19 protein-coding genes are annotated in these 26,977 nt (G+C 63.3%); 11 read left to right on the top strand and 8 right to left on the bottom strand.

Going from position 1 to position 26,977, the window contains the following annotated elements:
- Positions 1 to 14 precede the first annotated feature (14 nt).
- The gene (locus GJR99_RS00680) at positions 15 to 440 is read right to left on the bottom strand and encodes a DCC1-like thiol-disulfide oxidoreductase family protein (protein ID WP_151113785.1); all 426 of its coding nucleotides are present in this window, start codon (positions 438 to 440) and stop codon (positions 15 to 17) included.
- 789 nt (positions 441 to 1,229) lie between these two features.
- Here GJR99_RS00680 and GJR99_RS00675 point away from each other — a divergent pair.
- The 7 genes from GJR99_RS00675 to GJR99_RS00645 all read left to right on the top strand — a co-directional run bounded on the left by GJR99_RS00675 (position 1,230) and on the right by GJR99_RS00645 (position 9,726).
- The gene (locus GJR99_RS00675; RefSeq protein WP_151108757.1) at positions 1,230 to 2,387 is read left to right on the top strand and encodes an alpha-1 4-glucan-protein synthase; all 1,158 of its coding nucleotides are present in this window, start codon (positions 1,230 to 1,232) and stop codon (positions 2,385 to 2,387) included.
- A 78-nt stretch (positions 2,388 to 2,465) separates the two neighbouring features.
- Positions 2,466 to 3,629 (top strand): iron ABC transporter substrate-binding protein, encoded by a 1,164-nt coding sequence (locus GJR99_RS00670; RefSeq protein ID WP_151108756.1) that lies wholly within the window; start codon positions 2,466 to 2,468, stop codon positions 3,627 to 3,629.
- 12 nt (positions 3,630 to 3,641) lie between these two features.
- The gene (locus GJR99_RS00665; protein ID WP_151108755.1) at positions 3,642 to 5,237 is read left to right on the top strand and encodes an ABC transporter permease; all 1,596 of its coding nucleotides are present in this window, start codon (positions 3,642 to 3,644) and stop codon (positions 5,235 to 5,237) included.
- Entirely contained in the window at positions 5,227 to 6,378 is a 1,152-nt protein-coding gene (locus GJR99_RS00660) for an ABC transporter ATP-binding protein (RefSeq protein WP_151108754.1), read from the top strand. Before GJR99_RS00665 ends, GJR99_RS00660 begins: the two co-directional genes overlap by 11 nt.
- Before the next feature lie 2 nt (positions 6,379 to 6,380).
- Positions 6,381 to 8,693, top strand: a complete 2,313-nt coding sequence (locus GJR99_RS00655; RefSeq protein WP_151108753.1) for an ArnT family glycosyltransferase — start codon at positions 6,381 to 6,383, stop codon at positions 8,691 to 8,693.
- Between the two features lie 148 nt (positions 8,694 to 8,841).
- On the top strand, positions 8,842 to 9,363 hold the full coding sequence (locus GJR99_RS00650; protein ID WP_151108752.1) for a fasciclin domain-containing protein: 522 nt from the start codon (positions 8,842 to 8,844) through the stop codon (positions 9,361 to 9,363).
- A gap of 195 nt (positions 9,364 to 9,558) precedes the next feature.
- Positions 9,559 to 9,726 carry a hypothetical protein gene (locus GJR99_RS00645; protein ID WP_154325913.1) on the top strand — a complete coding sequence of 56 codons (168 nt, stop codon included), beginning with the start codon at positions 9,559 to 9,561 and terminating at the stop codon, positions 9,724 to 9,726.
- Positions 9,727 to 9,782: 56 nt separating this feature from the next.
- Here the strand turns inward: GJR99_RS00645 and GJR99_RS00640 are convergent, their stop codons facing one another.
- From GJR99_RS00640 to malA, 4 genes are all read right to left on the bottom strand, one after another.
- Positions 9,783 to 10,004, bottom strand: coding sequence for a hypothetical protein (locus GJR99_RS00640; protein ID WP_151108751.1), 222 nt, complete (start codon positions 10,002 to 10,004; stop codon positions 9,783 to 9,785).
- A gap of 244 nt (positions 10,005 to 10,248) precedes the next feature.
- Positions 10,249 to 10,746, bottom strand: a complete 498-nt coding sequence (locus GJR99_RS00635; protein WP_151108750.1) for a redoxin domain-containing protein — start codon at positions 10,744 to 10,746, stop codon at positions 10,249 to 10,251.
- Between the two features lie 125 nt (positions 10,747 to 10,871).
- Positions 10,872 to 13,304: a glucosylglycerol hydrolase gene (gghA, locus tag GJR99_RS00630; RefSeq protein ID WP_151108749.1), complete on the bottom strand. Its 2,433-nt coding sequence runs from the start codon at positions 13,302 to 13,304 to the stop codon at positions 10,872 to 10,874.
- An 85-nt stretch (positions 13,305 to 13,389) separates the two neighbouring features.
- Entirely contained in the window at positions 13,390 to 15,408 is a 2,019-nt protein-coding gene (malA, locus tag GJR99_RS00625; RefSeq protein WP_305037509.1) for an alpha-amylase MalA, read from the bottom strand.
- Between the two features lie 172 nt (positions 15,409 to 15,580).
- Here malA and GJR99_RS00620 point away from each other — a divergent pair, with 172 nt between their 5' ends.
- The 3 genes from GJR99_RS00620 to GJR99_RS00610 all read left to right on the top strand — a co-directional run bounded on the left by GJR99_RS00620 (position 15,581) and on the right by GJR99_RS00610 (position 22,321).
- A complete protein-coding gene (locus GJR99_RS00620; protein ID WP_151108748.1) occupies positions 15,581 to 20,116 on the top strand; it encodes a glycoside hydrolase family 15 protein in 4,536 nt (1,511 codons plus the stop codon).
- A gap of 130 nt (positions 20,117 to 20,246) precedes the next feature.
- The gene (locus GJR99_RS00615) at positions 20,247 to 21,410 is read left to right on the top strand and encodes a DUF3179 domain-containing protein (protein ID WP_151108747.1); all 1,164 of its coding nucleotides are present in this window, start codon (positions 20,247 to 20,249) and stop codon (positions 21,408 to 21,410) included.
- Between the two features lie 425 nt (positions 21,411 to 21,835).
- On the top strand, positions 21,836 to 22,321 hold the full coding sequence (locus tag GJR99_RS00610) for an SRPBCC family protein (RefSeq protein WP_151108746.1): 486 nt from the start codon (positions 21,836 to 21,838) through the stop codon (positions 22,319 to 22,321).
- Between the two features lie 17 nt (positions 22,322 to 22,338).
- Here GJR99_RS00610 and GJR99_RS00605 read toward each other — a convergent pair whose 3' ends face one another.
- Together GJR99_RS00605 and GJR99_RS00600 are read right to left on the bottom strand one after the other, a co-directional pair.
- A complete protein-coding gene (locus GJR99_RS00605) occupies positions 22,339 to 24,438 on the bottom strand; it encodes a hybrid sensor histidine kinase/response regulator (RefSeq protein ID WP_151108745.1) in 2,100 nt (699 codons plus the stop codon).
- 151 nt (positions 24,439 to 24,589) lie between these two features.
- Positions 24,590 to 25,471, bottom strand: a complete 882-nt coding sequence (locus tag GJR99_RS00600; protein WP_151108744.1) for a DMT family transporter — start codon at positions 25,469 to 25,471, stop codon at positions 24,590 to 24,592.
- A 72-nt stretch (positions 25,472 to 25,543) separates the two neighbouring features.
- On the opposite strand from GJR99_RS00600, the gene GJR99_RS00595 reads away from it, so the two are divergent.
- Complete coding sequence (locus GJR99_RS00595) at positions 25,544 to 26,398, top strand: DMT family transporter (protein ID WP_151108743.1); 855 nt, start codon at positions 25,544 to 25,546, stop codon at positions 26,396 to 26,398.
- An 18-nt stretch (positions 26,399 to 26,416) separates the two neighbouring features.
- Here GJR99_RS00595 and GJR99_RS00590 read toward each other — a convergent pair whose 3' ends face one another.
- The gene (locus tag GJR99_RS00590; protein ID WP_151108742.1) at positions 26,417 to 26,971 is read right to left on the bottom strand and encodes an FAD-dependent oxidoreductase; all 555 of its coding nucleotides are present in this window, start codon (positions 26,969 to 26,971) and stop codon (positions 26,417 to 26,419) included.
- Positions 26,972 to 26,977 lie beyond the last annotated feature (6 nt).

The raw sequence follows: 26,977 nt of genomic DNA, 5'->3' as shown, positions 1-26,977 counted from the left end.
TGTTCGAGGGAGCCCTACGAAAGTGCGGCGGGCCGCGGTTCGGCGTGTCGTGCGAGTTCGTCGAAGACGTCGAGGGCGTCGGGGTGCATCGGATACCGACTGTGTACGTCGTCCGGGTCCCTCCCTCGTCGACTCGCGACGCCGACGACGCGGGCGATCGTCTCGTAGTTGTCGCGGACGAGACTGCCGACGAGAGTTGGCATGCCTGCCCTCGTGGACAGTTCCTTCGCTGCTGCTCGGCCGGCGTACACGCGGTTTTCGCGCCGGTCTGCGAGAACCATCGCGAAGGGGACGTCTTCGAACTGGGCGGCTAAGAACGCCTGTGCGGCGTCGTCGTACCAGGAGATGGCCTCCACGTCGTCGAGTTGTTTCAGCGCAGTCGCAGCGAGAGAGCAGTATGGGCACTCACCGTCGTAGATGAGGACGGCGTCTACGTCCATGTCAGTCCGTCGGCACTCGACGAAGAAAAACTGCGCGGCGAGACCAGACCAACTCTCTGACGGCAGATTACAGACCTCGAAGCGACAACACCGTCCCCCGTGACAGTTGTAGGTGCTCCCAAACGAGCCAGTCTCGTGGACATCGGCGACGACGCTGACGGCACACTCCGTCGGGGGCGTGTCGTCGGGGCTGAACCAGAGGTCGAGATGGACGTTGTCACGGCCGCCATCACCGAGGTCGGAGAACTCGACGATAGGCGTGCCGTCGGCCATCCGGGAGAACGTCGTCGTCGAACCGAAAACGTCGCCTTCGAGGCCGAGTGCGACGGGTGTCGGGTGCTCGGAGTCGTCTGAGAGAGCGGTGGCAGAGACAGACATCGATTCCACTCGTGTCCCGTCGCGGTGCGACAGCGTGAACCGGAGCGGTGTCTGCCCGGTGGCGACGCCCCCGTGGGTTCGGAACGTCGCGGTGGCAACACGGTCGGCTTGCGGGCCGAAGTGGAGGTGTGTCTCGAAGTCGTCCGAGTCGACGACCGGTGTGAGAACGGTCTGAGAAAGCTGCGACGTACACCCTGCGACCGACCCGACGCCGGCGAGTGCGGCGCACTGGAGGAAGTTTCGCCGGTTCATGAGAACGTGATAGCTGTCTGAAGGGATATGCGTGCGTGAGACACAAACTGTCGTGTGTGAAACGGCGTCGCACGGCGGTTTTCGACAAGCTATCGGTCGTCTGAACCGTCTCGTCGCGGACCAATAGATATTTTTGGCCCGCCTAAAATCATACAGGCGATGGAACCGGACATCTGTGTCGTCGTACCGACCATCCGTGAGTACGAGTGTATGCGTTCGTACTTCCACAACGCCCGCGAACACGGGTTCGACCTCGACCGTCTGTTCGTCCTCCTCGTGACGGAGGACTTCTGCGACACCGAGGGGATGGAAGCCATGCTCGACGACGAAGGCGTCGCTGGCGCTGTCTTCGACGAGTCGGCACGCGACGAGTGGTACGCTGAAAACGAAATCGAAGAGTTCTCGCATCTCGTTCCGGCGGCGAGCCACGCCCAGACGAGTTTCGGCCTGCTCTACATGTGGGCCCACCCCGAGTACGACTACGGCGTCTTCATCGACGACGATACGCTCCCACACGACGAGTGGGACTTCTTCGGCCGACACGTGGAGAATCTCCACCGCGAGGACGAAGTCGAGTCGGTGTCGAGCGACGAGCAGTGGGTCAACGTCCTCTACCAGAACGTCGACGAACACGGACTCTACCCCCGTGGCTACCCCTACTCGGCGATGGACGAGACGGTCGAAACCGACATCCGAGACCTCCGCGACGTGGTCGCCTCACAGGGACTGTGGACGAACGTCCCCGACCTCGACGCCGTCCGTATCCTGATGGACGGTGACCTCGAAGGCCAAGCACAGACGCGAACCGACTTCGACGACTTCGACGGTGATTTCGTCGCCGAACCGGGACAGTATCTCACCGTCTGTTCGATGAACCTCGCGTTCAAACGCGAAGTCATCCCGGCGTTCTACCAGTTACCGATGGACGACAACGAGTGGGAAGTCGGTCGATTCGACGACATCTGGTCGGGTGTCTTCCTCAAACGCGCCGCCGACGTACTCGGCAAAGACATCCTGACTGGCTACCCACTCTGCGAACACAACAAGGCCGCACGGCCGACCTTCGACGACCTGAACAACGAGGTTCCGGGCCTCGAACTCAACGAACACCTCTGGGAAATCGTCGACGAGGTCGGTGGCGACGCAGACACCTACGCAGGCGTGTTCGAAGCGATGGCGGACGCACTCGCCGACGGCGACTGGTCTGACTACCGAAACGGCGACTTCTTCAACTACGTCGGGGAGCACATGCAAGCGTGGCTAGAGTGCTTAGACCAACTGACTGCACCACGTGCCGCGGTTCCTGCTGACGACTGAGGCGCTCTGGACACTCCATTCTCGGGATTCGGAACCAACCGGTAGATATAAATGATTTAGGGCAGCCTAAATCTATGTATGGAAGACTACGACCGGGAGCCTCGCGGCCACGGTCGTCGCCGGTTCATCGCGGCGGCGGCGGCAGTCGGTCTCGGGTCGCTCGCCGGCTGTACCGGACTCGGCGGAGAAGACGAGACAGAGACGGATTCTACTGGTGACGAATCGGTCAGTCAGATTGGTTCTGGGCGGTCACCGTTCGGCGACCGCGACATAACCGGCGGCGTCTCGATTTCGGAGATGCCGGACCTCTCGGGTGAGCTCACACTCTACTCCGGGCGCGGCGAAGCGCTCGTCGGAGAACTCATCACGTTCTTCGAAGAGTACTACGACGACTTCACCGTCCGACCGCGGTACAACTCGGCGACCGAACTCGTCAATCAGATTCTGACCGAAGGCGAAAACAGCCCCGCAGACGTGTTTTTCTCCGTCAACGCGGGGTCTCTCGGCGCACTGAAAGACGAAGGCCGGACACAGGACCTCCCCACCGACGTCCTCGACCTCGTCCGCGACGAGTTCCACGACCCCGATGGACAGTGGACCGGGACCTCTGGCCGTGCTCGGACCGTCCCGTTCAACACCGACCAGTTCGCGGATTCCGACATCCCAGACGACATCATGGCCTTCCCCGAGACGGAAGCGTTCCGTGACAACATCGGCTGGGCACCGACGTACTCGTCGTTCCAAGCGTTCATCACCGCGATGCGCGTCCTCGAAGGCGACGACGCCACGAAAGAGTGGCTCCAAGGCATGCAAGACCTCGGCGTCACCGAGTACAACGACGAGTTCCTCGTCTCACAGGCCGTCGCAGACGGTGAAGTCGGTGCTGGCTTCGCGAACCACTACTACATCCAGCGCATCCTCGCGGGCCGCACCGACGCCCCCCTCGGAACCGCCTTCACCTCGGGCGACGCTGGCTCTATCTTCAACGTCGCCGGCGCACTCGTCCTCGACACCGCAGACGACGCGGACCTCGGAGCGAACTTCGTCCGCCACCTGCTCTCTGCGGAAGCACAGGACTACTTCGCGCGGACGACGTTCGAGTATCCGCTCGTCTCGGGAGTCGACCCAATCGGCGAACTCCCCAGCATCGACGAGCTCAACCCCCCAGAAGGGCTGGACTTGACCCAGCTATCCGACCTGGAGGGAACCGTGCGACTCTTGCGTGAGGTGGGCGTGCTTTAGGGTGAATCACTGATGGCCACAGAACAGCAGACGAAGACCGGCGATGGCGAAGAGCAGCAACCGCTCGGCTTGACCGTTGCGAGCGCCGCTGTCGCCGCTGCCGTCGTTATCCCGCTTCTGTGGCTCGTCAAGACTGCCCTCGACGTCGGATTCGTCGAAGCACTCGAACTCGTCACTCGGCCGACGACGGTCGAAGTACTCCTGAACAGTACGGTCCTCGTCGTCCTCGTGACCACCGCGTGTATCGCCCTCGGCGTTCCGCTGGCGTACATCACGGTCCGAACCGACCTCCCGTTCAAACGCTTTTGGACCATCGTCATCGCCCTGCCACTCGTCATCCCAAGTTACATCGGCGCGTTCGCGTTCGTCTCGGCGTTCGGGCCACGCGGCGTCTTTCAGCGCCTCCTCGCACCCTTCGGTGTCGAGTCGCTTCCGGAAATATACGGGCTTCCCGGAGCCGTTTTGGTGTTGACGCTCTACACGTACCCGTACGTGTTCATCACCACCCGTGCCGCGCTGAAGTCGATGGATACCACGCTCATCGACGCCGCGCGGACACTGAACCACACCCGCTGGGAGGCGTTCAAGCGGGTGACCATCCCCCAGATTCGGCCAGCAGTCGCCGCGGGCGGACTGCTCGCCGCGCTCTACGCGCTCTCTGACTTCGGGACGCCCGCCATCATGAAGTTCGACGCGTTCACTCGCGTCATCTACGTGGAGTTCGGGTCGTTCGGCCGGGACACCGCGACGCTCCTCTCGCTTCAACTCGTCGCCGTGACGCTCCTCATCCTCACACTCGAATCGCAGATTCGGGGTGAAGAACGCACCACCACCGGTGGCCGGTCGGGGAACGTGATGGAACTGGGTCGCTGGAAGTACCCCGCGATTGGGTTCGCGGCCCTCGTCGCCGCCGTCGCACTAGTCGTCCCGCTGGGTATCCTGCTCACGTGGTTCGCACAGGGCGTCGCCGAGACGAGCCAATCACTCGCGTTCCAACCCGAGTACGCGTTCAACTCCGTCCTCGTCGCGGCGGCGACCGCCGGCGCGGCGACCGTCGCCGGACTCCCCGTCGCCTACCTCGCCGCACGCCACCCGTCGCGGATGAGTTCGGTGTTCGAGCGGGCGACGTACGTCGGGTATGCGGTTCCGGGTGTCGTCCTCGGCCTCGCGCTCGTCTTCTTCGGCAGTTCGTACGCGACGCCCATCTACCAGACGCTCTATCTCCTCGTCTTCGCCTACGTTATCAGGTTCCTCCCACAGGCAGTCGGGTCGCTCCGCGCGTCGTTCTTGCGCGTCGACCCGGCGCTTCCGGAAGCGGCACGAACGCTCGGAGAGACGCCATCGGGGGCGTTCCGGCACGTGACGCTCCCCCTCGTCGCGCCCGGCCTCTTCGGCGGCGCGGCGCTCGTCTTCCTGACCACGATGAAGGAACTGCCGGCGACGCTTCTGCTGCGTCCTGCCGGGTTCAAAACACTCGTGACGCACATCTGGACCGCGTACGCGGCAGGATACTTCGGGCAGGCCGCAGTGCCCGCACTCATCCTGTTGTTCGTCTCGGGGCTCTCGATGCTCGTCATCATCACGCAAGAGGGATACGATGTCAAATAGTACACTTTCAACCGCCGAACGCTCGCCAGAAAACCAACCCACGAACGCAGAGACCGACTCTGTCCTCGAACTCGACGGCGTCTCCAAAGCCTACGGCGCAGAGACGGTCATCGACGACCTGTCGATTAGCGTCGAAGACGGGGAGATTCTCACCCTCCTCGGGCCGTCTGGGTGTGGCAAGACCACGACACTCCGCCTCATCGCCGGTCTCGACCATCCGGACGGCGGCGAGGTTCGACTGAACGGAAGCGTCGTCTCGAGCAGTGAGGCGTTCGTCGCGCCCGAGGAGCGTGGCGTGGGCGTCGTCTTCCAGGAGTTCGCACTGTTCCCGCACCTCACTGCCGCAGAGAACATCGCCTTCGGACTGAAGGAGTTAGACGACGCCGAACGCGACGCTCGTGTCCGAGAACTGCTGGACCTCGTCGGCCTCGAAACACAAGGTGCGAGTTACCCGGACGAACTCTCCGGAGGCCAGCAACAGCGGGTCGCCCTCGCCCGTTCGCTCGCGCCCGAACCGTCGATTCTGCTCCTCGACGAACCCTTCTCGAACCTCGACGTCGACCTTCGCGTCAAGATGCGCGAGGAAGTTCGCCGCATCCTCAAGGAGGCGGGTGTGACGGCTATCTCGGTCACCCACGACCAAGAAGAAGCCATGTCCATCTCCGACCGCGTCGCCGTGATGAACGACGGCGACCTCGAACAGATCGGCGAACCCGAACAGGTCTTCCAGCACCCCGAATCGCGGTTCGTCGCTGGGTTCCTCGGCTACGCAGGCTTCCTCCCCGGTCGCATCTCGGGCGACCGCATCGAGACGGAACTCGGGTCGGTCGAACGCGACCAGTTGCACGGACTCGCCCCCGAGTACGACGAGACGGACATCGACATCCTCGTCCGCCCCGACGACGTCTCTGCCCACGCCTGCGACGGTCCGGGCCACGGCGAAGTCGTCGGCAAGCGGTATCTCGGCCCGACGATTCTCTACGAAGTCGAACTGGACGGCGGGGACAACCTGCTGTGTATGCACAACCACGACGAGACGGTCCCGACCGACGGCCGCGTCGAAGTGACGCTCGACGCCGGCCACGAACTCGCGTGGTTCCCCCGTGAACAGCGCCCCGAGACTGGCCTCTACTCAGACTGAGGATGGGGCGACGCGGGCCGCGACTCTCCGACATCGACCTCGATTTCGACTTCTCCGGTAGTTTCGACCTACTGGATTCACTCGACTTCGACCGCCAGCGAAACCGCCGACGAGCGGTCGCACTCGCCGTCTCACTGCTCGTCGGACTCGTGGTGACGTGGTTCGCGGTCGACCTCTTTCCGTACCACTCCGTCAACGACGACGAAGGCGTCTATCTCACACAGGCCGCGATGCTTCTGGAAGGGAAACTGTTCCTCTACCCCGGCGCGCTCGCAGAGGCGGTCAGGCCGTGGTTCTTCGTCGTCGAAGAGACGGCGAGCGCTCCGGGCGGCGTCCAGATGTACTCGAAGTACTCCCCCGTCGTCCCCGCACTGTTCGCCCTTGGACTCGCCGTGGGCCTCCCGAATCTCGTCTTGGGCGCCGTCGCCGCCGCGAACGCAGGCCTCGTCTACACACTCACCGCAGACGTCTTCGACCGCCAGACCGGCGCGATTGCGGCGGGGTTGCTCGGCGTCTCACCCCTGTTCCTCCTCACGTCTGCGACCTTTCTCGCGTACGCTCCCGCGACGATGCTCAACCTCGCGTTCGCCGTCTGTTACGTCCGTGCAGCACGCCGTGATTCGTCGGGATACGCCGTCGTCGCGGGCACGCTCGTCGGTATCGCGTTCTTCGCCCGGCCCTACACGGCCGTGTTGTTCGCGCTTCCGTTCATCGCCCACTCGCTGTGGGCGCTCACCAGTGCGTGGCGGGCCGGGACGGGTTGGGCCGTCTTCCGCCGGTACGTCGCAATCGCACTCCCCGGACTCGCCTTCGTCGGCCTGACCCTCGCGTACAACGCCGTCGTCACCGGCGACCTGCTCACGTTCCCGTACATCGCCTTCGCCCCGCGAGACGGCATCGGATTCGGCCGCCGAGCGATACTCGGCTACGACATCGTCTTCACGCCCGCGATAGGTCTGGAGACGACGCTCGTCGCACTCGAGTTACTCTTGACTCGCTGGGGACCGATGGGGTGGGTCGGAACCGTGGCCGCCGCTGTCGGCCTCGGACTCACGGCCCAGCGGTGGTGGCGCTTCCAGACTGGTCGAAGTCTCAGAGGCACCGATAGACGGCGACATCACGGCCTCGGCGGACGCGACCGGGAGTTCGCCGAACTCTCCGACGACGCGCTGGCGACCATCCTCGTCGGTATCTTCGTCTCCGTATTCGCCGGCAACGCCTACTTCTGGGGGACGCACAACGGCCTCCGAAACGGCCTCATCGACCTCCTCGGGCCGTTCTACCACTTCGACGCACTCGTTCCACTCGTCGCCTTCGGGGCGGCCGGTATCGTCGGGTTCACTCGCCTGTTACGGCGACTCGCCCACCGCCGCTTCCCTGCCTCCGAGGCCCGTGGTGTCGTCTTCTCGGTCGTGCTCGTCTCTGCGCTCGTCGCCGGTGGAGTCACCCTCGACGCCGCCGCCACTCCCTACGACGAAAACCGCCTTCGGACCGACAATCTGGCGGCGACGTACGAACCACTCGTCGAAACCGGGTTCGAAGACCCGCCGCTCACCGTGTCGATTCCGGGTGGGAAAGACAATACGTCGAAGGCGCTCGTGTTCCACCCCGACCCCTACGGCGACTGGTCTGCACATCCGTTCCAGACCCTCCGCAACGACCCCGGATTCGACGGACCGGTCGTCTACGCCATCGACGACGGCGCCGAACAGGATTTCACCGTCCTCGACGCGACGAACCGGACACCGTATCGGTTCACCTACAGAGGTTCGTGGTCCGGCGCGGTGGAACCGGTCGACTCGGAACTGACACGGTTGGACGTGCTCTCGGGTGACCGAGTCGACGCGACGACGACACTCGGCCGGCCGGCCGGGAGTAACACGGTGTCCGTCCGACTCGAAACCGAGTCCGGATACGCTCGGTACGACGTGCCGATTGGCGACGGCCTGACGGTCGACTGGTCGATTTCGTCGGGCGGTGTGTCCGTGACGAACTATCCACTGGCCGCCGGGCCAGAGCGCCTGTCGATTCCACCTGGTGCGAGCGAGGTCGACCTCCTCGTCACTTACGTTGGCGACTTCGGTGAGACCGTGACGTACCGGCAGACCGTCTCTGTCGAGCGAACTGGTGACGAGGTTCGCGTCATCTGGCCACCCGAGACGCGTGTCTGCCGACTGACGACCGACTGCGGAACCGAAGGCGAGTGGGTCGGTCCCGATGGGGCGTATCTGCCGGGAGTGAAAGTGGAGACGAACGCCACGGGAGTAGAGACGAACGCGATGGAAGTGAAGACGAACGTCACAGCGGCGAACTGAACGGATATCCCGAACAGAGGAGCGGTTCGAAACAGTACTGAAAAACTGAATATCCGCTTCAGGATACCGTTAAACCCCGATTTCTCACCATCTACTAACTAGTAAGGTACATAACTTAATTCCAAAAGCGACATCTAACTGTTCGAACATGACGTTTAACCCAGACCGGCGGCAAGCACTGAAGACGATTGGTGGCGCAGGACTGTTGCTCGCAGGTGGCGCAGGTATCGCAAGTGCCGCACCACCACGTGATGGAACCACTATCGTCGACATCGCGATTGGGTCGAACCCAGACGAGTTCAACACGCTGGTAGCCGCAGTCGTCGAGGCCGGACTCGTCGACGCGCTCAGCGGAAACCGCCAGCTGACCGTCTTCGCACCGACAGACGAGGCATTCGCCGCACTGGGTGTGACCCCGGACAACGTCGGTGACATCGACTTCGAAGCGGCAGTCGGTGCGTCGCTGGCCGAGATTCTCCTCTACCACGTCGTCCCCGGCCGGCGCAAGGCCCAGTCCGTCCTACCGGTGTCGAAACTGCCCACGCTAAACGGTGCGAAAATCGATGTCGACGGGGCCGAACTGAACGACGGACAGGCGGGCATCATCGGCACCGACATCATGGCGTCGAACGGCGTGATTCACGTCCTCGACGGCGTGTTGCTGCCCTAGCCACGACTGTTCCTCCACAATATTCGATTTTTTTCGCCAGTAGACGCGAGAGACACGGCTGAGTAACGAGTGACTATCACGCGCCGAGTAACGAGTGGCTACCGAGTGTCGATGGCGTATGAAACCGGTGGGGAGTGACCCGACTCTCGGGCCAATACACAGAGATTTCGTGAGCGAACGCGTCCACAGCGTCGTGTGAGTACCATCACCCGTGCGCGAATCGTTGGCCTCCTCGTCGCCATCGTCGTCGCCGAGTTGTCGTTTCTCGTCGTCCCATCAGGTCCCGTCTACTCGATTCCGGTTCTGGTCGGAGCGGTGGCACTCGGGTTGTGGGTCGGGCGACTGCTGGACGGACAAGGGTGAGACGTGGCTCACGAGTCTCGGGGTGAGACGAGTAGCCAGCGAAGCGTGGGACAGAGTTACTGCCTGACTACGTCGGCAATCACGCCAACACTGCCGACCAACACGAGGCCGAGTGAGGCTAATCTGACCACTGCTTCGAATTCACTCTGGGCGCGGAGCGACGAGTGGGCGGCCATCGCCGGGCCACCGGGTAGTTGTCCACTGGTGGAAACCCATCCAATCACTCCCAGAACGAGGAGCGTCCACGCGACGGTTCTCCTCGTCTTCGGCTGAACCATGTCGTCACCTCACGAGACGCTATGATACGTGTTTTGGCGGAGTTGTATCTGGTCTGAAAAGATGGTGTCCGAGTCCGGAGGGTGAAACACAGCCGCGATTTTAAATACCAGAACGGGGCCACACCCACCTAGGACAGCCGACCGAGAGAACAGCGGAGAGACGGGAAAACGGCGAATCGGCGATGCAGCAGCGAACGACGCCAGTTCGCGTCGCCAGACGAGAGCGTCGCCGTCGTCGGGCGAGTTACGAAGAGGCAGTCTCGGCGACTGCGTCGTACACGGCGTCGATTGCCGCGCCGAAGTCGGTCTTTCCGTCGCCTTCGACCCAGCGGTACGTCACCGTACCCGTCGAATCGAGGACGAAGATGCTCCGTTTGGCGACTTCGAAGAGGCCGTACATATCGGGGAGGACGACGCCGTAGTCGTGGATAACCTCGTGTCGCCAGTCCGAGAGCAGCGGGAAGTTGAGTCCTTCCTGCTGGATGAAGATGTTCAGTGCAGGTGGGAGGTCCACACTGAGGCCGTAGACCTGCGCGTCGAGGGCGTCGAAGCGGTGCATCGAATCGCGGAACGTACACATCTCGGTCGTACACCCGCTGGTGAACGCCGCCGGGATGAACGCCAAGACGAGAGGACCGTCGCCGAGCGCCTCACTGAGTGTGAACGAACTAATGTCGTTGTACACCTCGCCGCCCGCGATGGGGACTGTGAAATCTGGTGCGGTGTCACCAACTGAGAGCATAGAGACGTGATACGGGCCGACGTGAGTAAACCGTTCGCCCCGTGAGGTTCGTCGAACCACGAGCCGAACATAGCGAGAAAAAGGCAGACAGGGTAGGCTGAGTGCCTACAAGGTGAAACGAGTGCCTACGGTTCGCGTCGCCAGACGATAGCGTCGCCGTTGCCGAGTTCGACGTCGGTCGATTCTGCGACACCGGGTGCGACGAGCGCTGGTTCCCACCCGTCGGTCGGGATGTCGGGAGCGTTCTCGTCTTCGGCGGCGTCGGCGGCGAGATACGCGGGCGAGACACCGACTGGGACGCCCTCCATGTTGGCGGCGAACAGGAGTTGTTCCTCAGAGTCCGGGGACGTGCGGAACCCGTAGTAGAGGACCGTCCCGTCGGTCGGGTGTCGGTAGGTGAAGTAGTCGACGTCCTCGTCTAAGTCCGCGAGCAACCACGGGCGGTCGTGCCTGAACTCGCGGGTTTCGAGGCGGTAGGCCGACCGTTCGTCGTCCTGCGCGTCGTGCCAGTGACTCAGATTGGCGAACTCGTGGATGTCGCGCATCCACGCGTAGCCGTAGGCTTCGAGGTCCGCGGCCGACAGGTCCTCGCCCAGCGGTTGCTCCATCGCCGAGAGCATGTCCGCCATCACGTCGAGGTCGTAGTCTGTCGCGCCGACCGCCGACGAGAGGGCGTTCATGAACGTCAGGAGTTCCTCGCGTGACTCGAAGCCGAGGTCTTTGACGCGGGGGAAGAACCGGTCGTCTTCGAAGTCTTCGTCGCGCACCTGCCAGTAGAGGAACTTCGACTCGTCGGAGACGACTTTGACGTTCCACGTCGGGTCGGTGTCCCGGATGAAGCCCCACGGGGCGCGCATGTTGGCGTGGACGAAGTCCATCGGGACGCCCGGCAGGAAGCAGTGGAACAGCATCGACGACGCGGCGTTGTCGTACGCTTCGTCGAGCGTCTCTGGGTAGTCGTCGCCGAGGTAGGGGTTGACCGGCGACTGATTGAACTCCACCGTCGGGTCGATCTGTGTCCCGCGGCGGACGGTGTCGTGGTTGGCGACGCCGGTCAACCAGTTGCCGCCGAACTCGCCGACTTCGCGGACGCGCCACCACTTCGTCGCCCAGAAGGTGAGCAACGCGGGCGTGTTGTGCGCGAAGGTGATGGGCGACCACTGGAACGAGTGTGGGTGCTGTTCGATGAGCGCCCGGTACGACGACGCGAGTTCCCAGTCTTCGCGTGGCCACGGGCGTCCGTCTTCGTAGACCATCCACGGGCGGTACTCCGTCCCGGCGACTTCCTGCGTGACGCGGTCCATCTCGGCGAGGAAGTCGTCGTCGTGGTACATCTCTCCCGAACCCTCGTCGTACGAGGTGAAGTCCTGTGCACCATCGACGCGGATGCCGTCGGCACCGAAGTCCATCTTGCGACGCTGCATCTCGAGGAAGATGGCGCGTGCAGTGGGTTCGGTGTAGTCGAGGTGCTTGCCGTACATCCCTGGGCCGAGAATGTAGCGGTCGTCGAGGAGTTCGGCACCCCGGTCGTCGGCGTGACCGAGTGCCACGTCGAAGACGACTTTGATGGGTCGCGGCAGGTCGTGGCAGGCGGCGATGAAGTCCACGAGTTCGTCGGGGCGGCCGGTTTCGAGGATGGCCGGATTCGGCGCGGAGAAGGCGCTGACGACGATGTCGTAGCCCCAGTTAATCATCTCTGGGCGAGCGACTTCGACAGTCAGGCTCTCTCCGGTGTCGGATTCGACCGACCAGAAGTCGTGTTCGTCTTCGTTTTCGGTCAGCGGTTCGACCGGCATCACCTGAATGCCGTCGTAGCCGGCGAACGCGCGTTGCCACGGTTCGAGTTCCTCGCCAGCACGCTGTGTTGCGGCGATATCTTCGTACACCTCGGCGAGGCCGGCGAGCGACCCGCGCTCGGTTGCGGTGCCGGGGTGAATCTCCAGCATGCTCGTCGCGGGGTCGATACGTGGGAGGCCGTCGTCTTCGGTCGTGGAGACGGGTTCCTCGTCGGTGCCGAGCGCTTGGAAGTAGTCGCGGTCGGCGCGCGTCTCGTCGAGGACGCCGACGTCGTACACCTCTGCTGGCGCGAACGCACCGAACGGGACGGAGTACGAGACGGGGTCCTGAATCGTGTGTTCCGTGCCATCGGCGTCCTCGTAGACGAGTTGGTAGAGCGACCCGAGCGTGTCTCGCGTTCCCGCGCGGACGCCTTCGACGACTGCCCAGTGATACTCACCGACGCGCTCCATCGGGATTCGGTCGCGCTGGAACGTGACCGCTCGATGGTCGGTGTCACTGGGGTCGACGTCCGTCGGCGGGGTCAGTATCTCGAGTTCGACTGCGTCTTCGGGTGTGCCGGATTCGACGAGTTCGGGCGTCCAGAACCCGAATTCGACGGCGCCGTCTCGGTTGTCAGTTACGTGCGCACCGACTCGTTCCGAGAGCTCTTTTGCGGCCTCGAAGTCGTCGTCGTGGTTCGCAACGACCGTCTCGTGCCACGAGACGAGGTCGTCGGTTCGGTCGGTCAGCAGCGTCGGGGTGCCATCGGTCGTGCTCATCGTGAGTGGTCAAACAGTTGGTAGCGGGTGGTCGAACAGTTGGTAACGGGTGGTCGGACAGTTGGTAGCGGGTGCCCAACGGCGCTTACGCGAGGGGACAGATTGCGACGTCGTCGACGCGGATGCCACCCTCGGCGGCGACGGAGTCGCCGGTGACGACGTTGGTCGCCTCGACGTCGAGGTCACCGACGTCCACGGTCACGGGGTCGTCGCCGAAGTTCAGCGCACAGAGATACGACCCGTCGTCGTGGTCGCGGACGAACGCGACGACGCGGTCGGAGTCTACCTCGTAGTCGACGCGGCGGAACGACCCGTCGTACCCGAGTGCAGGCGTCTCGTCTCGAACTTCGATGAGGCGTTCGTAGTGGTCGCGGATGTCCTCGCGGGCGTGCTTCCACGCGAGTGCGTCGCGTCGGCCGCGCTGGCCAATCTCTTGGCCACCGTAGACCATCGGCACGCCGGGGAGCGTAAAGAGCGCACCTGCGGCGGCCATCGCTTCGGACTCGCCACACTCGACGATGTAGCGCGTCTCGTCGTGGTTCTCGAGGTAGAGCATGAACGCCGCGTGGTCGGGGAACCCGACTTCTGCGCGCTGGTCGATGGCGTCGAGGATGCGTTCGGCCGGTTCGTCGCCGCGGCCGACCTGTCGGAGCGTGAAGTACAGCGTCGTGTCGAAGTGCATGTCGAACATGCCCTCGTGGAAGTCCGCGATGTACGGGATGGTCTCGTCCAGAAGGAGGAACTCGGGGTCTTTCGACTTGACGCGGTCACGAATCTCCTGCCAGAACGTGTCGGGGACGGCCCACGCCATGTCACAGCGGAACCCGTCGACGACTTCGGCCCACATGTCGACGGCGTCGAGGAGGTAGCGTCGAACGTCGAGATTTCGGTGGTCGAAGTTGGCGATGAATTCCCAGTCGAAGTAGGTGCCCGGTTCGCCGCTGTCTTGCCATTCGTACCAGTCGTAGTACTCCGAGTCGGGGTTCTTGTAGGCGTCTTCGAAATACGGGTGTTCGCGCGCGGAGTGGTTGAGAACCAGGTCGAACAACACCTTCATCCCGTGGTCGTGGGCCGCCTCGACGAACTGTTCGTAGTCCTCGCGGGTGCCGAGGTCTTCGGCAATCGAGTAGAAGTCCACGATGTTGTAGCCGTGTGGCGCGTGGTCGTTCTGGAGGACGGGGGTCAACCAGAGACAGTCGACGCCGAGCGATTCGAGGTAGTCGAGTCGTTTTTCGAGTGCTTCGAACGTGTTTTCGGCCTCGTCGTCGTCCGAGGCGTAGCCGCGGACGTAAATCTCGTAGAGCGTCACCTCCTGTGCCCACTTCGGCGGGTCGTTGGGACGGGAGACAGACGCGGACTGCGGGCCCGAGCCATCGGCCTGACTCACCGGTTCGGTTTCGGCCTCTGCGAGGCCACCGTCGGTCATCGCGTCGCGTTCGACGGAGACGGTGTCGGGGACGCTGTACGTCTCGTCGAGGGAGACGGCGTGGACGCGCAGTCGGTCACCGATAGCCGAGAGGGGAACACGGAGTTCCCAGCCATCGGTCTCGACGGCCGACTCGTCGACGTCGTCTCTGTCGTCGACGACGAACTCGACGACCAGGTCGTCGCGGTCGGTGTCGCTGTTCGGGTTGGGTTGTGGGTCCGCGCGAACGACGACGACGTCGTCTTCGATGGCCGCGTCGAGGCGGATGCGTGGCCGACCGCCATCTCCTGCCTGTGCCTCGCCAGCGCCGCTTCCCGACCCGGACGCGCCGCCGCTGAACTGGGTCGGTCGAGCAGAACCGCTCTGACCACTGTAGCCGCTGTATCCGCTCATCCCGCTGGAACCGCTTCGAACGGAACCTGCGGGGAGGTACGTTCCGGGGAACACCCGAACGGTCAGCGTGTGCGTTCCGTCGGGTGCGTCGAGTTCGAGAACGTACGTTCCGGCGGCGTCTGGGTCGAACTGAACGACTGCGTCGTCCTTCGGAAGTTCGAGAGTGCTTCGTTCGGGTGCGCTTCGGACGTGCCAACTGTAGGTTGCGTCGGGTTCGGGGTCGCGAGGGGCGAGTTGTACCGACTCACCGACAGCCATGAACTGCGGTGGTCCTGGGTGATGCATATGTACACAGAATGTACCGGGTGACTTTGTATTTACTCCCGTGAGAATACTTGTTTAGTCGACAGACGTCTCCTTCCCCGCCTCTGCAAAGGGCACGAAAGTTTACTAAGAATAGAGGTAAAAAGAGGGGTGAGCGGCCAATACTTATGGTTCGGGGCCAACGTCTACCTCTATGCGACTTCGGACCGCGTTAAACGAATTCAAGCGTGCCCGAGGTGAGCGTTTCCCAGAGGAACGTCAAACCTCGGACGGCGCGTTCTCGGGCCATGGGGACCGACTTGTCTACGTCGGCCTCGATGGTTCACTCCGCGACTACTCATCTTCGCTCTCCGGTCTCTATGGAATCGACCGCTCACGGTTCGGTATCGAGACAGACGGTGAGACACACTGGTTCGACGAGTTCGAATCAGTCCGGCAACACTACTACCGGGAGACGAGTCTCGTCGAGACCGAGTACGACGCCGGTGAGTACACCGTCCACCAGTACGACCTCACGCTCGGCCGCGCGCACGTGACACACGTCGAACTCCGTGGGGCGATTCCGACGGACGCCCACCTGACTGCGTTCCTCACGCTCGCACCAGAAGGCAGAGAGACACAGGTCGGCCGCCTCATCCACGAGGCGGGTGGGCCGAACGGAACGCAAGCCGTCGAAGTGTTCCACAGAGACGAACACGACTACGTCACCGCGTCGACAGGCCTCGACGACGTTCGCGGGCAGATTCCCGAGCGATTCGACGAGATGCTCTCGGACGACGTGTTCGACTTCCCACGAGAGGCAGTCCTCAAGAGTTACGAAGACACACACCTGTCCGGCGACGTCGTCGTCAGCGCTCCGCTCGAACAGAGCGGACGGGCCGCGCGAACGACGCTCGTTACCCAACTGTCGGACCACAGCGAAGTAAACCGTGAGGACGCACTCACCGACCTCCAGCACTGCGCACTCCAGCACGCGACGGCCGACGAACTACGCGCGTCAGCACGCGAGCGAGCAGAAGTGTTCGTCCCCGAAGGAACGCCACGCGAGCGAATCGTCCGGTCTGACCTCCGGGCACTGTCGCTTCTGACCGCTCCCAGTGGAGCACGCATCGCTGGCCCCGAGTTCGACCCCTTCTACGCGCACTCGGGCGGGTACGGATACACGTGGTTCCGTGACGACGCAGAAGTTTCGCAGGCGCTCGCTCACGCAGACGACGCCTTCGGTCTCGACCTCTCTGACCGTCTCGCGTCGAGTGCGGCGTTCTACTGCAACACACAACTCGATGACGGAACGTGGCCACACCGCGTGTGGGCCGTCGATGGCAGTATCGCGCCCGGTTGGGCACACGGCCGTGTCGAAGGTGCGGGCGACAGAGAGTATCAGGCCGACCAAACAGCGGCCGTCCTGAGTTATCTCGCGTCGCTCCTCACAGAACGGCGTGGCGAACTCGACGACGCACTCGTCGGGGAGATTCGCTCGACCATCGCGGCCGGCATCTCCGGTCTCGACAGCAGTCTCGAAGACGACGGCCTCCCCACCGTCTGTCAGAACGCGTGGGAGAACATGGAAGGCCGCTTCACGCACACCGCCGCGACGTTCCTGCAAGCGTACGCGACCGTCGCCACCGCCCCACTCAACGAAGAGTTGTGCGACCACGCCCACGAGCAGGCGACTGCCGTCTACGAAGGCCTCGACGAACTGTGGTCCAAAGAACGCGAAATGTACGGACTTCGTCTAGACAAAGACGGAGACGTCGACGAACGCCTCGACTCGGCGACGTTCGCGCTCGTGGATGCGATGGACGCCTACGCCGACATCGAAGAGATCGACGACGAGACGGCCACCCGCCTCGTCAAACACATGGCGGCGACGCTGAAGGGACTCTACCGGAACCCCCGCGGCGACGTCGCCGGATTGGTACGGTTCGAAGACGACTACTGGCGTACCGGCGGCCAAGACGGCGAGAAAGTCTGGTCCGTCGCCACGGCGTGGGGTGCGAACGCCGCCGCCAAGTTCGGTGTCTTCTGCGACCGAATCGGCAAAGATGGGCGCCGATTCGTCGAGCGCGCGACGAACCTCTACGAACTGCTGCAACCGGACGGCCCGCTTTCGACCGACGCAGGCTATCTCGCCGAGCAAGTGTTCGACGACGGGACGTTCGACAGCGCGACACCGCTTGGGTGGCCGCACGCCATCCGGATGGAGACCACTGCCATCCTCGCGGAGATGGACGCGCTTCCTGCACCGAAACCCGCGCCGACCGGCCCCGAGAACCGACCACGGTGGACGACCGGCGAGAAGTACGGTATCGGAACCGTCGCCGACCACGGGACTGAAGACCCCTCGCGCCTCTGGTACACGCTGACCGAAGGCGCGCTCACGGAAGTTCGCTTCCCGCGGGTCGACCTGATGAACCTCCGGACACTCGACTTCCTCGTCGTCGACACCGACCCGAACGCCGAGTACACGGCGCGAACGCACAACGAGACGCGACGTGACGACCACGCCGACACGGTCGAACGACGCGCCGAAATCGTCGAAGAAGACGCACTCATCTTCCGGCACGTCATCACCGAGACGGGCGACGGCCGGGGTCACGAGTGGGAACTCACCGTCGAGTACAGTATCGACCCCGAACACGACGCGATGCTCGCAGACGTTCAGTTCGAAGCATTCGACGACAGCGAGTACGAACTGTACACCGTCGCGGACACCGCCCTCGCCAACACCGGGACGAAAGACCGAGGGATTCGCCTCGGTCAACTCGGGAGCTATCACCTCGTCGCCCGTGACGCGGGCGCGTTCGACGCCGGAGACGGCCGCGAGACGCTCCTCATCAACGAAGAGGGCGAAGAGTACAGCGTCGCCATCGCGCTGACGACTGCCGGGCGATTCGAGTGGGCGACGGTGGGCGTCGCCGGGTCGAGATATCTCGCCGAGTTCTTCTCGAAGGGCGAACTTCCGGCCCCACAAGAACGCGTCGACGACGAAAACGTCGTCCTCGTCGGTCGAATCGGAACCGGTGCCGACCTCTCGGAGACGTTGGCACTCGGCTTTGCAGAACACGCCGACACCGCTGCCGCACTCGGTGAGGCCGCCGGTGCGCTCACCCGAGGCTACGAGACGGTTCGCAACGCCTACGCCGAGACGTGGGACGACTTCCTCGCGGACAAAGACCTCCCGGCGTCCGTCGCGTCGAACCAAGACCTCACCGCCCAGTACAAGACGTGTCTGATGAGTCTCCGAGCAGTCGAAGACAAGACGTTCCTCGGCGCGGGTATCGCGTCGCCGTCCGTCCCGTGGGGGGAAGTCGTCCCCGCAGAGGAGTCGAAAGGGTACGGCTACAACTTCGTCTGGTCGCGTGACCTCTATCAGGTCTTCACCGTCTTCGAAGCAGTGGGCGACATCGAGACGTCCATCGACGCGCTGGAGTACATCTACACGAACCAGCAGGACGACCGCGGCTTCATCCCGCAGAACACCTACCTCAACGGACGAACCCGCTGGGGCGGCGAACAGATGGACAACATCTCGTTCCCACAGGTGATGGCCTACATGCTCAACGAACACGGCGTCACCTTCGACGACGTTGGATACGACTACGTCAACGTCCAGCGCTCTGCCAACTACGTCGCCCGGAACGGCCCGCCGACGGCACAAGAGCGGTGGGAAGAAGAGGCCGGCTATTCGCCGTCGTCTATCGCGGCCGAAATCGCCGGACTCGCCTGTGCCGCGGCTATCGCACTCGACGAAGGTCACGACGCAGACGCACTCGTCTGGCTCGCACTGTCTGACGACTGGACAGCGCGCGTCGACGACTGGACGGCGACACGAACCGGAACCGACCGGCACGAGAACACGCCGTACTACGTCCGCATCACCCGAGACGGTGACCCGGACGCGGGACACCTCCGGACGTTGGCGAACAACGGACCGACCCTGGACGAACGCGAGGTCATCGACGCCGGGTTCCTCGAACTGACTCGTCTCGGTATCAAACCGGCCGACGACGAAGTGATTCGGAACTCGTTGAAGGAAGTCGACGAGACGATTCGCGTCGATACGCCGCACGGCCCGGCGTTCTACCGGTACAACGGTGACGGCTACGGTGAACGCGAGCGCAACGAAGAGGGTGCACCGTGGTCCATCGACGCCAAAGGGAAAGGTCGTCTCTGGCCCATCTTCACCGGCGAGCGCGGCGAGTACGAACTCGTCGCAGGCACGGAAGACGGAGAACTCGCGCCGGCGAACCTCCTTCGGACGATGGCGGCGTTCGCCAACTCCGGCCGGATGCTAGCCGAACAGGTGTGGGACCGCGAACACTCGACGGCCTTCAACTGGGAGTTCGGCGAAGGGACCGGCAGTGCGACGCCCTTGGCGTGGTCGATGGCGCAGTTCGTCCGCCTCGCACACGGCGTCGACGCCGGCGAACCCGTCGAGACGCCAGCGTTCGTGCGTGACCGCTACGTCGAGCGTGACCGGCCATCTGGCCCGAGTCTGCGCGTCAGCACGCGCTTCAAAGGCGACAAACTCGTCGTCTCCGGACAGACCGATGCTGCTGTCGTCGCGGTGAAAACGCCCGGCGAGACGACGCTCGTCGAACCCAAGAAGGAGACGTTCGAAGTCGAAGTCGCAATCGAGTACGGAGAGAATCAGGTGACCGTCGCCGCCGCGACGCACACCGACCTGAAAAAGGCAGGAACGACCGTCTCGCGGTTCACGCTCTAAGCGTCGAACCGCTCGGGTCCGGGATACTCACCTCTGCACGCGGCGAACTCGTCACCAGAACGCCGGCAGGTCGTGCGAGACGGATGCCCGACACCTCGACCGCTTTTTCTATTGGTCGATAACGTCAGACATGGACAGACGGGCGTTTCTCGCCCTCGCAGTGACCGCAGGAGTGTCGCTTGCGGGGTGCGGAATAAGCGCCGTGAGAGACAGTCGACCACCGCAGGGAGACAGTCGACCACCGCAGGACGACGACCCAGTACGTCATATTTCGCGGTCGATTTTACTCCCAGTCTCGGAGTCTGACCTCCGCCAATCAGTTGCGAGAGACGCCATCCCTGCGATTACGTCGCCAGCGTTCGCCCCGAACTGGGACGACGTCGAAATCGAACTCGATGGCGGAACGTACCGCCCGCAACTCGGCCACGACGACCTGGTCGTGGGCGTCGAACTCGACGGCGACGCCCGCGCGTACCCCCTTCGGATACTGAGTTGGCACGAAGTCGTCAACGACCGATTCGGTGACCGACCGGTGCTCGTCACGTACTGCCCGCTCTGTCAGAGTGGGATGGTCGCAACTCGTCGCGTCGACGGTCGCGAGGCGAACTTCGGCGTCTCAGGCTATCTGTGGAACGACAATCTCGTCATGTACGACACGGCGACAGAGAGCCTCTGGAGTCAACTTCTCGCGACGGCGATTCGAGGACCAGCGACCGAAACGCGGTTGGAACTTCTCCCAGCGACGGTGACGACGTGGGGCGAGTGGCGTGACGCCGTCCCGGAGACGACGGTGTTGCTTCCCCCGCCAGTTTCTGATACCGTCGTCGGAGAGGTCCGGTTCAACTACGGATTCGACCTCTACGACCAGTGGGCGAGAGTGTGGGACGCGTACCCCGACATGGCACCGGGAAGTGCCGACGGCGACACCCGCCTCTCGAATCGTGAGTTAGTCGTCGGCGTCCGCGACGGGAACACCGCACGCGCGTACGCAGAGACTCGTGTTCGATGGGCAGGCGTCGTCATCGATACCGTCGGGAGCGTCCCCGTCGTCGTCACGACTGCACCGGGGTACTCACTGGTCGCGTACGACCGACGAATCGACGGAACGACGTACCGGTTCGCGCGTGACGGCGACGAGTTAGTCGGTGGTGGGTCACGGTGGAACGTCCAGACGGGAGTCGCACTCGACGGCCCGCACGAAGACGCACGACTCAGCCGAGCAAACGAGTACTCACCGATGCTGTGGTTCGCGTGGCTCGCGTTCAACCCCGAAACCGACGTCTGGAACGCCTGAGTGGGCAGTCGCCTCTGGGAACTGACCGACCGACTCTGTTCGTAGTTCGGGCCGACCAACTCTGTTCGTGGTTCGAGACGTTCAGCAAAACGTGCAAAATTATTAAGGTGTTCCCTCGGGTAGCATTTTCCGCCGCGACAGTTGTCGTGGCAACCGACGACAATCGGTCGCATCCGACAGCCAACCCGAATTCCAGTGCGGCCGAGTGTTGCCCTTGCACGCCCGCGCGGTTCGTGCCATCCAAATTTCCGCGCGGGTTCATCACACGCTGAGCGACGGCCTCTCTGCCCACTTCGCCGTCGCTCTTCGCTTACTTCGCCACTATTCTCCGTTTACTTCGCCACCGTTCTTTCCAGTGAGTCCGTCTCCGGCAGACCTCAAGTTTCGCCAATACGTCTATTCCGTCGGGCGACTAATGATGGTGTATGCCGGTCTACCAGCGTCGAACCCGCGTCGCTGCCCCGCTGGAACGAGTCTGGGAGTTCCACTCTGATATCTCGGGGCTAGAAGCGCTCACACCGGAGTGGATGAACCTCGAAATCGTCGCCGTTCGAACTCCCGAGGGCACAGACGACGCAGCCGGACTCGTCGCCGGGACGGAAATCGAGATGTCGATGCGACCCTTCGGCGTCGGCCCACGCCAACAGTGGGTTTCGCGTATTCTCGACCGACAAGAGGGTGAGACGACTGCGTGGTTCCGCGACGACATGGTCGGCGGGCCGTTCCGCAAATGGGTCCACACACACCGCTTCGCCGCCGACGGTGAGGAGACGATTATCGAAGACCGCGTCGAGTACGAGTTGCCATTCGGGCCGCTCGGAGACGCCGCTGGACTGTTCGGAGGAGTCGGATTCGAACCGATGTTCCGCGAGCGCCACAAGCGGACGAAAGCGGCGGTCGAAGACAGGTAAACTGCGGTTTCGGTGCGTCAGTCGTCGCTGAACGAGAATCGAGGCTCGACCTCCGAGCGGACGGTTCCGAAGTCGAACTCGAACCGAGCGCCACCGAGGTCAGGTTCGGGGGCAGTCGCAGAGACGTCCCAGCCATGGGCTTCGACGATGCTCTCGACGATAGAGAGCCCAAACCCAGTTCCGGACTCGGAGGTGGTGTGGCCGTGTTCGAACACGACCTCGCGTTCGTTACTGGGGATTCCGGGGCCGTCGTCTGCGACGTAGAACCCGGTCGGTGTCGGTCCCACGCGGACCGTGGTGACAGAAGACGACGCCGACGCCTCGTCTGTCGAACCGTGCTCCACCGCATCACCAGTCGAAGGCTGGTTGCTCGTCGAACACGGTTCGACGGCGTCGTCAGGCCTTGCCTGACTGCCTGTCGAACCGTGTTCGACAGCGTTCCGAAACAGGTTCTCGAAGGCTTGTTGAAGTCGCCCCTCGTCTGCCGGTGTCCGCCCGAGGTCGTCTTCGATGACGAGGACAGCGTCGTCACCGGTATCGACTGCCTTCCACGCCCGGTTTACGACGCGCTCGAGGCTGACAGAGTCCGTCTCTCCGAGTTTCCGCCCCTGTCTGGCGAGTGTGAGAACGTCGTTGAGAAGCGTGTCCATACGGGTGATACCGTCGAGTGCCCTGTCGAGGTGGACCACGTTTTCTTCGTCGATAGCGAGTTCGACGAACCCCTTCGCGACGTTGAGGGGGTTCCGAAGGTCGTGTGAGACGACCGAGGCGAACTCTTCGAGGCGGTCGTTCTGCCGGCGGAGTTCTCGTTCTCGGCGTTGCCTCGCCAGCGTGTGCGTGATGTTGTTCCCGACCGACCGGAGCAAATCGACTTCCGTGTCGGTCCACGACCGACCGTCGTCGACCACGTCGAAGACGGCGAAGCCGACGAGCGACCACTTCGAGACCATCGGGACGACGACGAACCCACCGGTCTCGGCAGTCGTGAGTAGTTGTTTCGTGTTCGACGCCTCCGGTGGGAGGTCAGAGACACTGTGCAAGCACGCGTTCTCGAAGCGGTGTAAGCGCTCGACCAACCAGCGAGCGTCTTCGAGCGAGATACGGTCTGGATGGTCGGTGTGGGAGCCATCCTGCCAGTCGTGCATTCGAGCCGCGACGTTCGTCTCGTCGTCGTAGAGGTAGACCGAACACCGGTCGAGGTCGGCGACCTCACCGACCGTCTGAAGCGTCCACTCGATTTTCGTGCCGAGTTCGTCCGCTTCGGCCCCCATGAGCGACGTCGACGTGTCCAAGACTGCGTCCTTGAGGCGCGTCTCGTAGTAGATTCTGTCACGACTTCGTCGGCGCTCTGTGACGTCCTGAAGCGTTCCGATGACGCCTACTTCGTTGTCTTCCGAGGGTCGCGCCGCGAGATGCCCCTCACAGAGTAAGTCGTCGTATGGGTAGTTCGGACCGGGCGAGAGAGCGACCTCGAACCGTTCCGTGTCGGGGCCGTCGGAACCGGCGACAGTCTCGAACGCCTCGGTGATTTCGTCGGCGGAATCGTCGACGATGTCGGTGAACCGCTTGCCGAGGATGTCCGAGCGAGCGTATCCAGTGAGGTCGCAGAAGACGCCGTCGACCGAGGAGAACCGCGCATCGCTGTCGAGCGAGTAGACGCCGCTATCGAGCACTTCGATGGCCGTGCCGTATCGTTCGGAGGCAGCTTTCGCACGGTACTGAGAGACGGCGTTGATTACTCGGTTCGCGAGCACGGTGTACTGGTCGGTGCCAGTGTCTTTCTGCATATAGTCGGTCGCGCCGACCTGGAAGGCGTCGCGGGCCACGTCTTCGGAGCCCTTGCCAGTGAACAGAATAAACGGGAGGTCGGGGTGTTCGGAGCGAACCGCTCGGAGAAACGCTAACCCATCGAGACCGGGCATGTCGTAGTCCGAGACGATACAGTCGATTCGCTCTTGGCGGAGTCGCTCGAGCGCGTCAGTTCCAGAGTTCGACGTCGTCACCGAGAGGTCTACGTCGCCCGCTTCGCGTTCGAGGAATATCGAGACGAGGTCGGTGAGACTCGGTTCGTCGTCGACGTGGAGGACACGTACGTCTACACCCTGGCCGTCGTCCATACAGTGTACCACTCAGTCACGTCCTTGAGCGTTGTGTCGCGGTTATCAGCTCCGATAACAGACGAGAGTGACCGGCCCCAAATACTGAGGTAAGGACAGGGAGAAGTCAGATTTCAATGTGGGCTACAGTACGAGAAACCGGGGTGTTCGGTCACGATGCGGTGACGTAGATTCCAGCGAGAACCACAGCACCGCCGAGGATAGTCGGGAGTGTGGGAATCTCACCGAGGAGAAACAGTGCGAGGATGGTGCTTCCGACCGGTTCTCCGAGAAGCGACACGGAAACCACGCTCGATTCGATGTGTGCGAGCGCCCAGTTGATGACCGTGTGGCCGAAGATACCGGGGCCGATAGCCATCCCGAAGAACAAGAGCCATTCGCGAGTGGGATAGCCCGAAAGTGGGTCGCCTCGACCGACGGCGACGACGAGGAGAACGACCGCACAGACGCTGTACACGACGACGACGTAGGGAACGAGTGCGACTCGACTCCGGACGCTCCGACCGGTGAGAACGTACGCGGCGGCCGTCACCGCACCGACGACGGCCAGCGCATTCCCGAACAGTGGTCTGGGCGCACCGCTCGCGGTGAGCAGGTCGGACAGCGACATCACCACCATCCCCACGAGCGCGACACCGATGCCGATGGTCGTCCTGCGACTCACGCGCTCGTCGAGGAAGGCCCACGCACCGATGGCGACGAACAGCGGTTGCGCCTGCACGAGTGTGACGCTGGCAGCGACCGTGGTGTGATTCAAACTCTCGAACCACGACGCGAAGTGTGCGGCGAGTGCGACCCCCGCACCGCTCGCCGCCACGAGGTCACGTCGGGAGATGCTGGCCAAAGCATCTCGGTGACGGACGACCGCCACCGGAGCGAGGAGGCCAACGGTGAACAAGACGCGATAGAACGCCTTCACGAGACTCGGTGCGCTACTCCAGCGGACGAGAATCGCGCTCGTACTGACGGCCAGAATCGCGACGCCGAGACCCGTAAACGGCGAGATAGGGGCGTCGTGTGTAGACGCGGTCACACACCGCACGATGGAGGGTGGACGCTTACCGCTTGCGAATTGCTTTAGCCGTGGGCAATTCGTGGGTCGGTAATGACCGACCGACTCGGGACTGCACTCGTCGTTCTCTCGGCACTCGGGTTCGGCACGCTCGGTATCTTCGGAAAACTCGCTACTTCGGCAGGGCTGTCGATTCCGACGGTGTTGACGTTTCGGTTCCTGCTGGCGACGGTACTCGTCTGGGTGTGGCTCGGTGCGCGTGGAAAACTCCGCCTGCTCTCTGGGCGTGCCCTCGTCGTCGGCCTCGGACTCGGCTGCTTCGGCTACGCGACGATGAGCCTCCTCTACTTCGTCGGGTTGGAGTACCTGACGGCCGGCCTCACCGGTATCGTCCTCTACACCTACCCGGTGTTCGTCGTGGCGCTCGCCGTCGCCGTTCTCGACGAACCCGTCACGCGACGGACCATCTCGGCACTCGTCGTCGCACTCGCCGGTGTCGTCCTCATCACGGGTGCAGAGCCAGCGGGCGTCGACCCACGGGGCGTCCTCATCGTTCTCCTCGCCGCCATCGTCTATGCGACGTACATCGTCGTGAGTCGGAAGACGCTCTCGACGGTCGATTCACAGACGCTCACCGCGCACGTCCTCCCGGCGGCGACTGTCTCGTTCCTCGCCTTCGGAAGCGCGACCGGACAACTCTCGATTCCGACGACCGGAGAGTCCTGGCTCGTCATCGGAGGAATCGCCGTCGTCGCGACCGTCGTCCCGATACTCGCCTTCTTCGCCGGGTTGTCACGTATCGGTGCGAGTCGAACGAGCGTCGTCAGCACCATCGAACCCGCGGGCACGTTGGCTCTGGGTGCAATCGTTCTCGGCGAACCCGTGACGGTCGTGACGCTCGCCGGCGGTGCGTTGGTCGTCATCGGGGTCTTGCTCGTCGAGTCCTAGACGCACCGCTCTGGCCGATTACTCGGCGTCGTCCGGCGTGTCGAAGTCGTGGAAGTGTTCTCCCTTCTCTTTCGTCAGGATGTTGAGCGCCGCGGCGGCCCCGTCACCCGCCGAGATGATGGCTTGCCACTCTTCGGCGCGGACCATCGCCCCCGTAGCGTACAGGTTCTCGACGCTCGTCTCCATCGTCACGTCTACCTCGACGACGTCTTCGCCCGTGAACGAACACCCGATTCCTTCTGCAAGGTCACGCTTCGCACCTGTCGCGAGGACGACGTACTCCGCCTCGTGTTCCTCACCATCGGCAGTAACGACGAAACCATCGCCGGAGTGCACCACTTTGGTCACCTCCGCGTCGTGGAGTGTCGCGCCGAACCCTTCGACCTGTTCGCGGGCGTCTTCGAGGAACTTGGTTCCGTCTTTCGACTCGATGCCGAGGTAGTTGAACAGGTGCGCACTGTGGAGCCACGTCTTGTCCGTGTCGAACAACCGGACGTCCAACCCGTTCTTCGCCGTGAACAGGGCTGCTGAGAGTCCTGCGGGACCACCACCGACCACGATTACTCGTGCCATGGTATA

Source organism: Haloferax marinum, from assembly GCF_009674625.1.
Lineage (GTDB): Archaea > Halobacteriota > Halobacteria > Halobacteriales > Haloferacaceae > Haloferax > Haloferax marinum.
The sequence above is the reverse complement of the archived record's forward strand: the minus strand, read 5'-3'. Positions and strand labels throughout refer to the sequence as shown.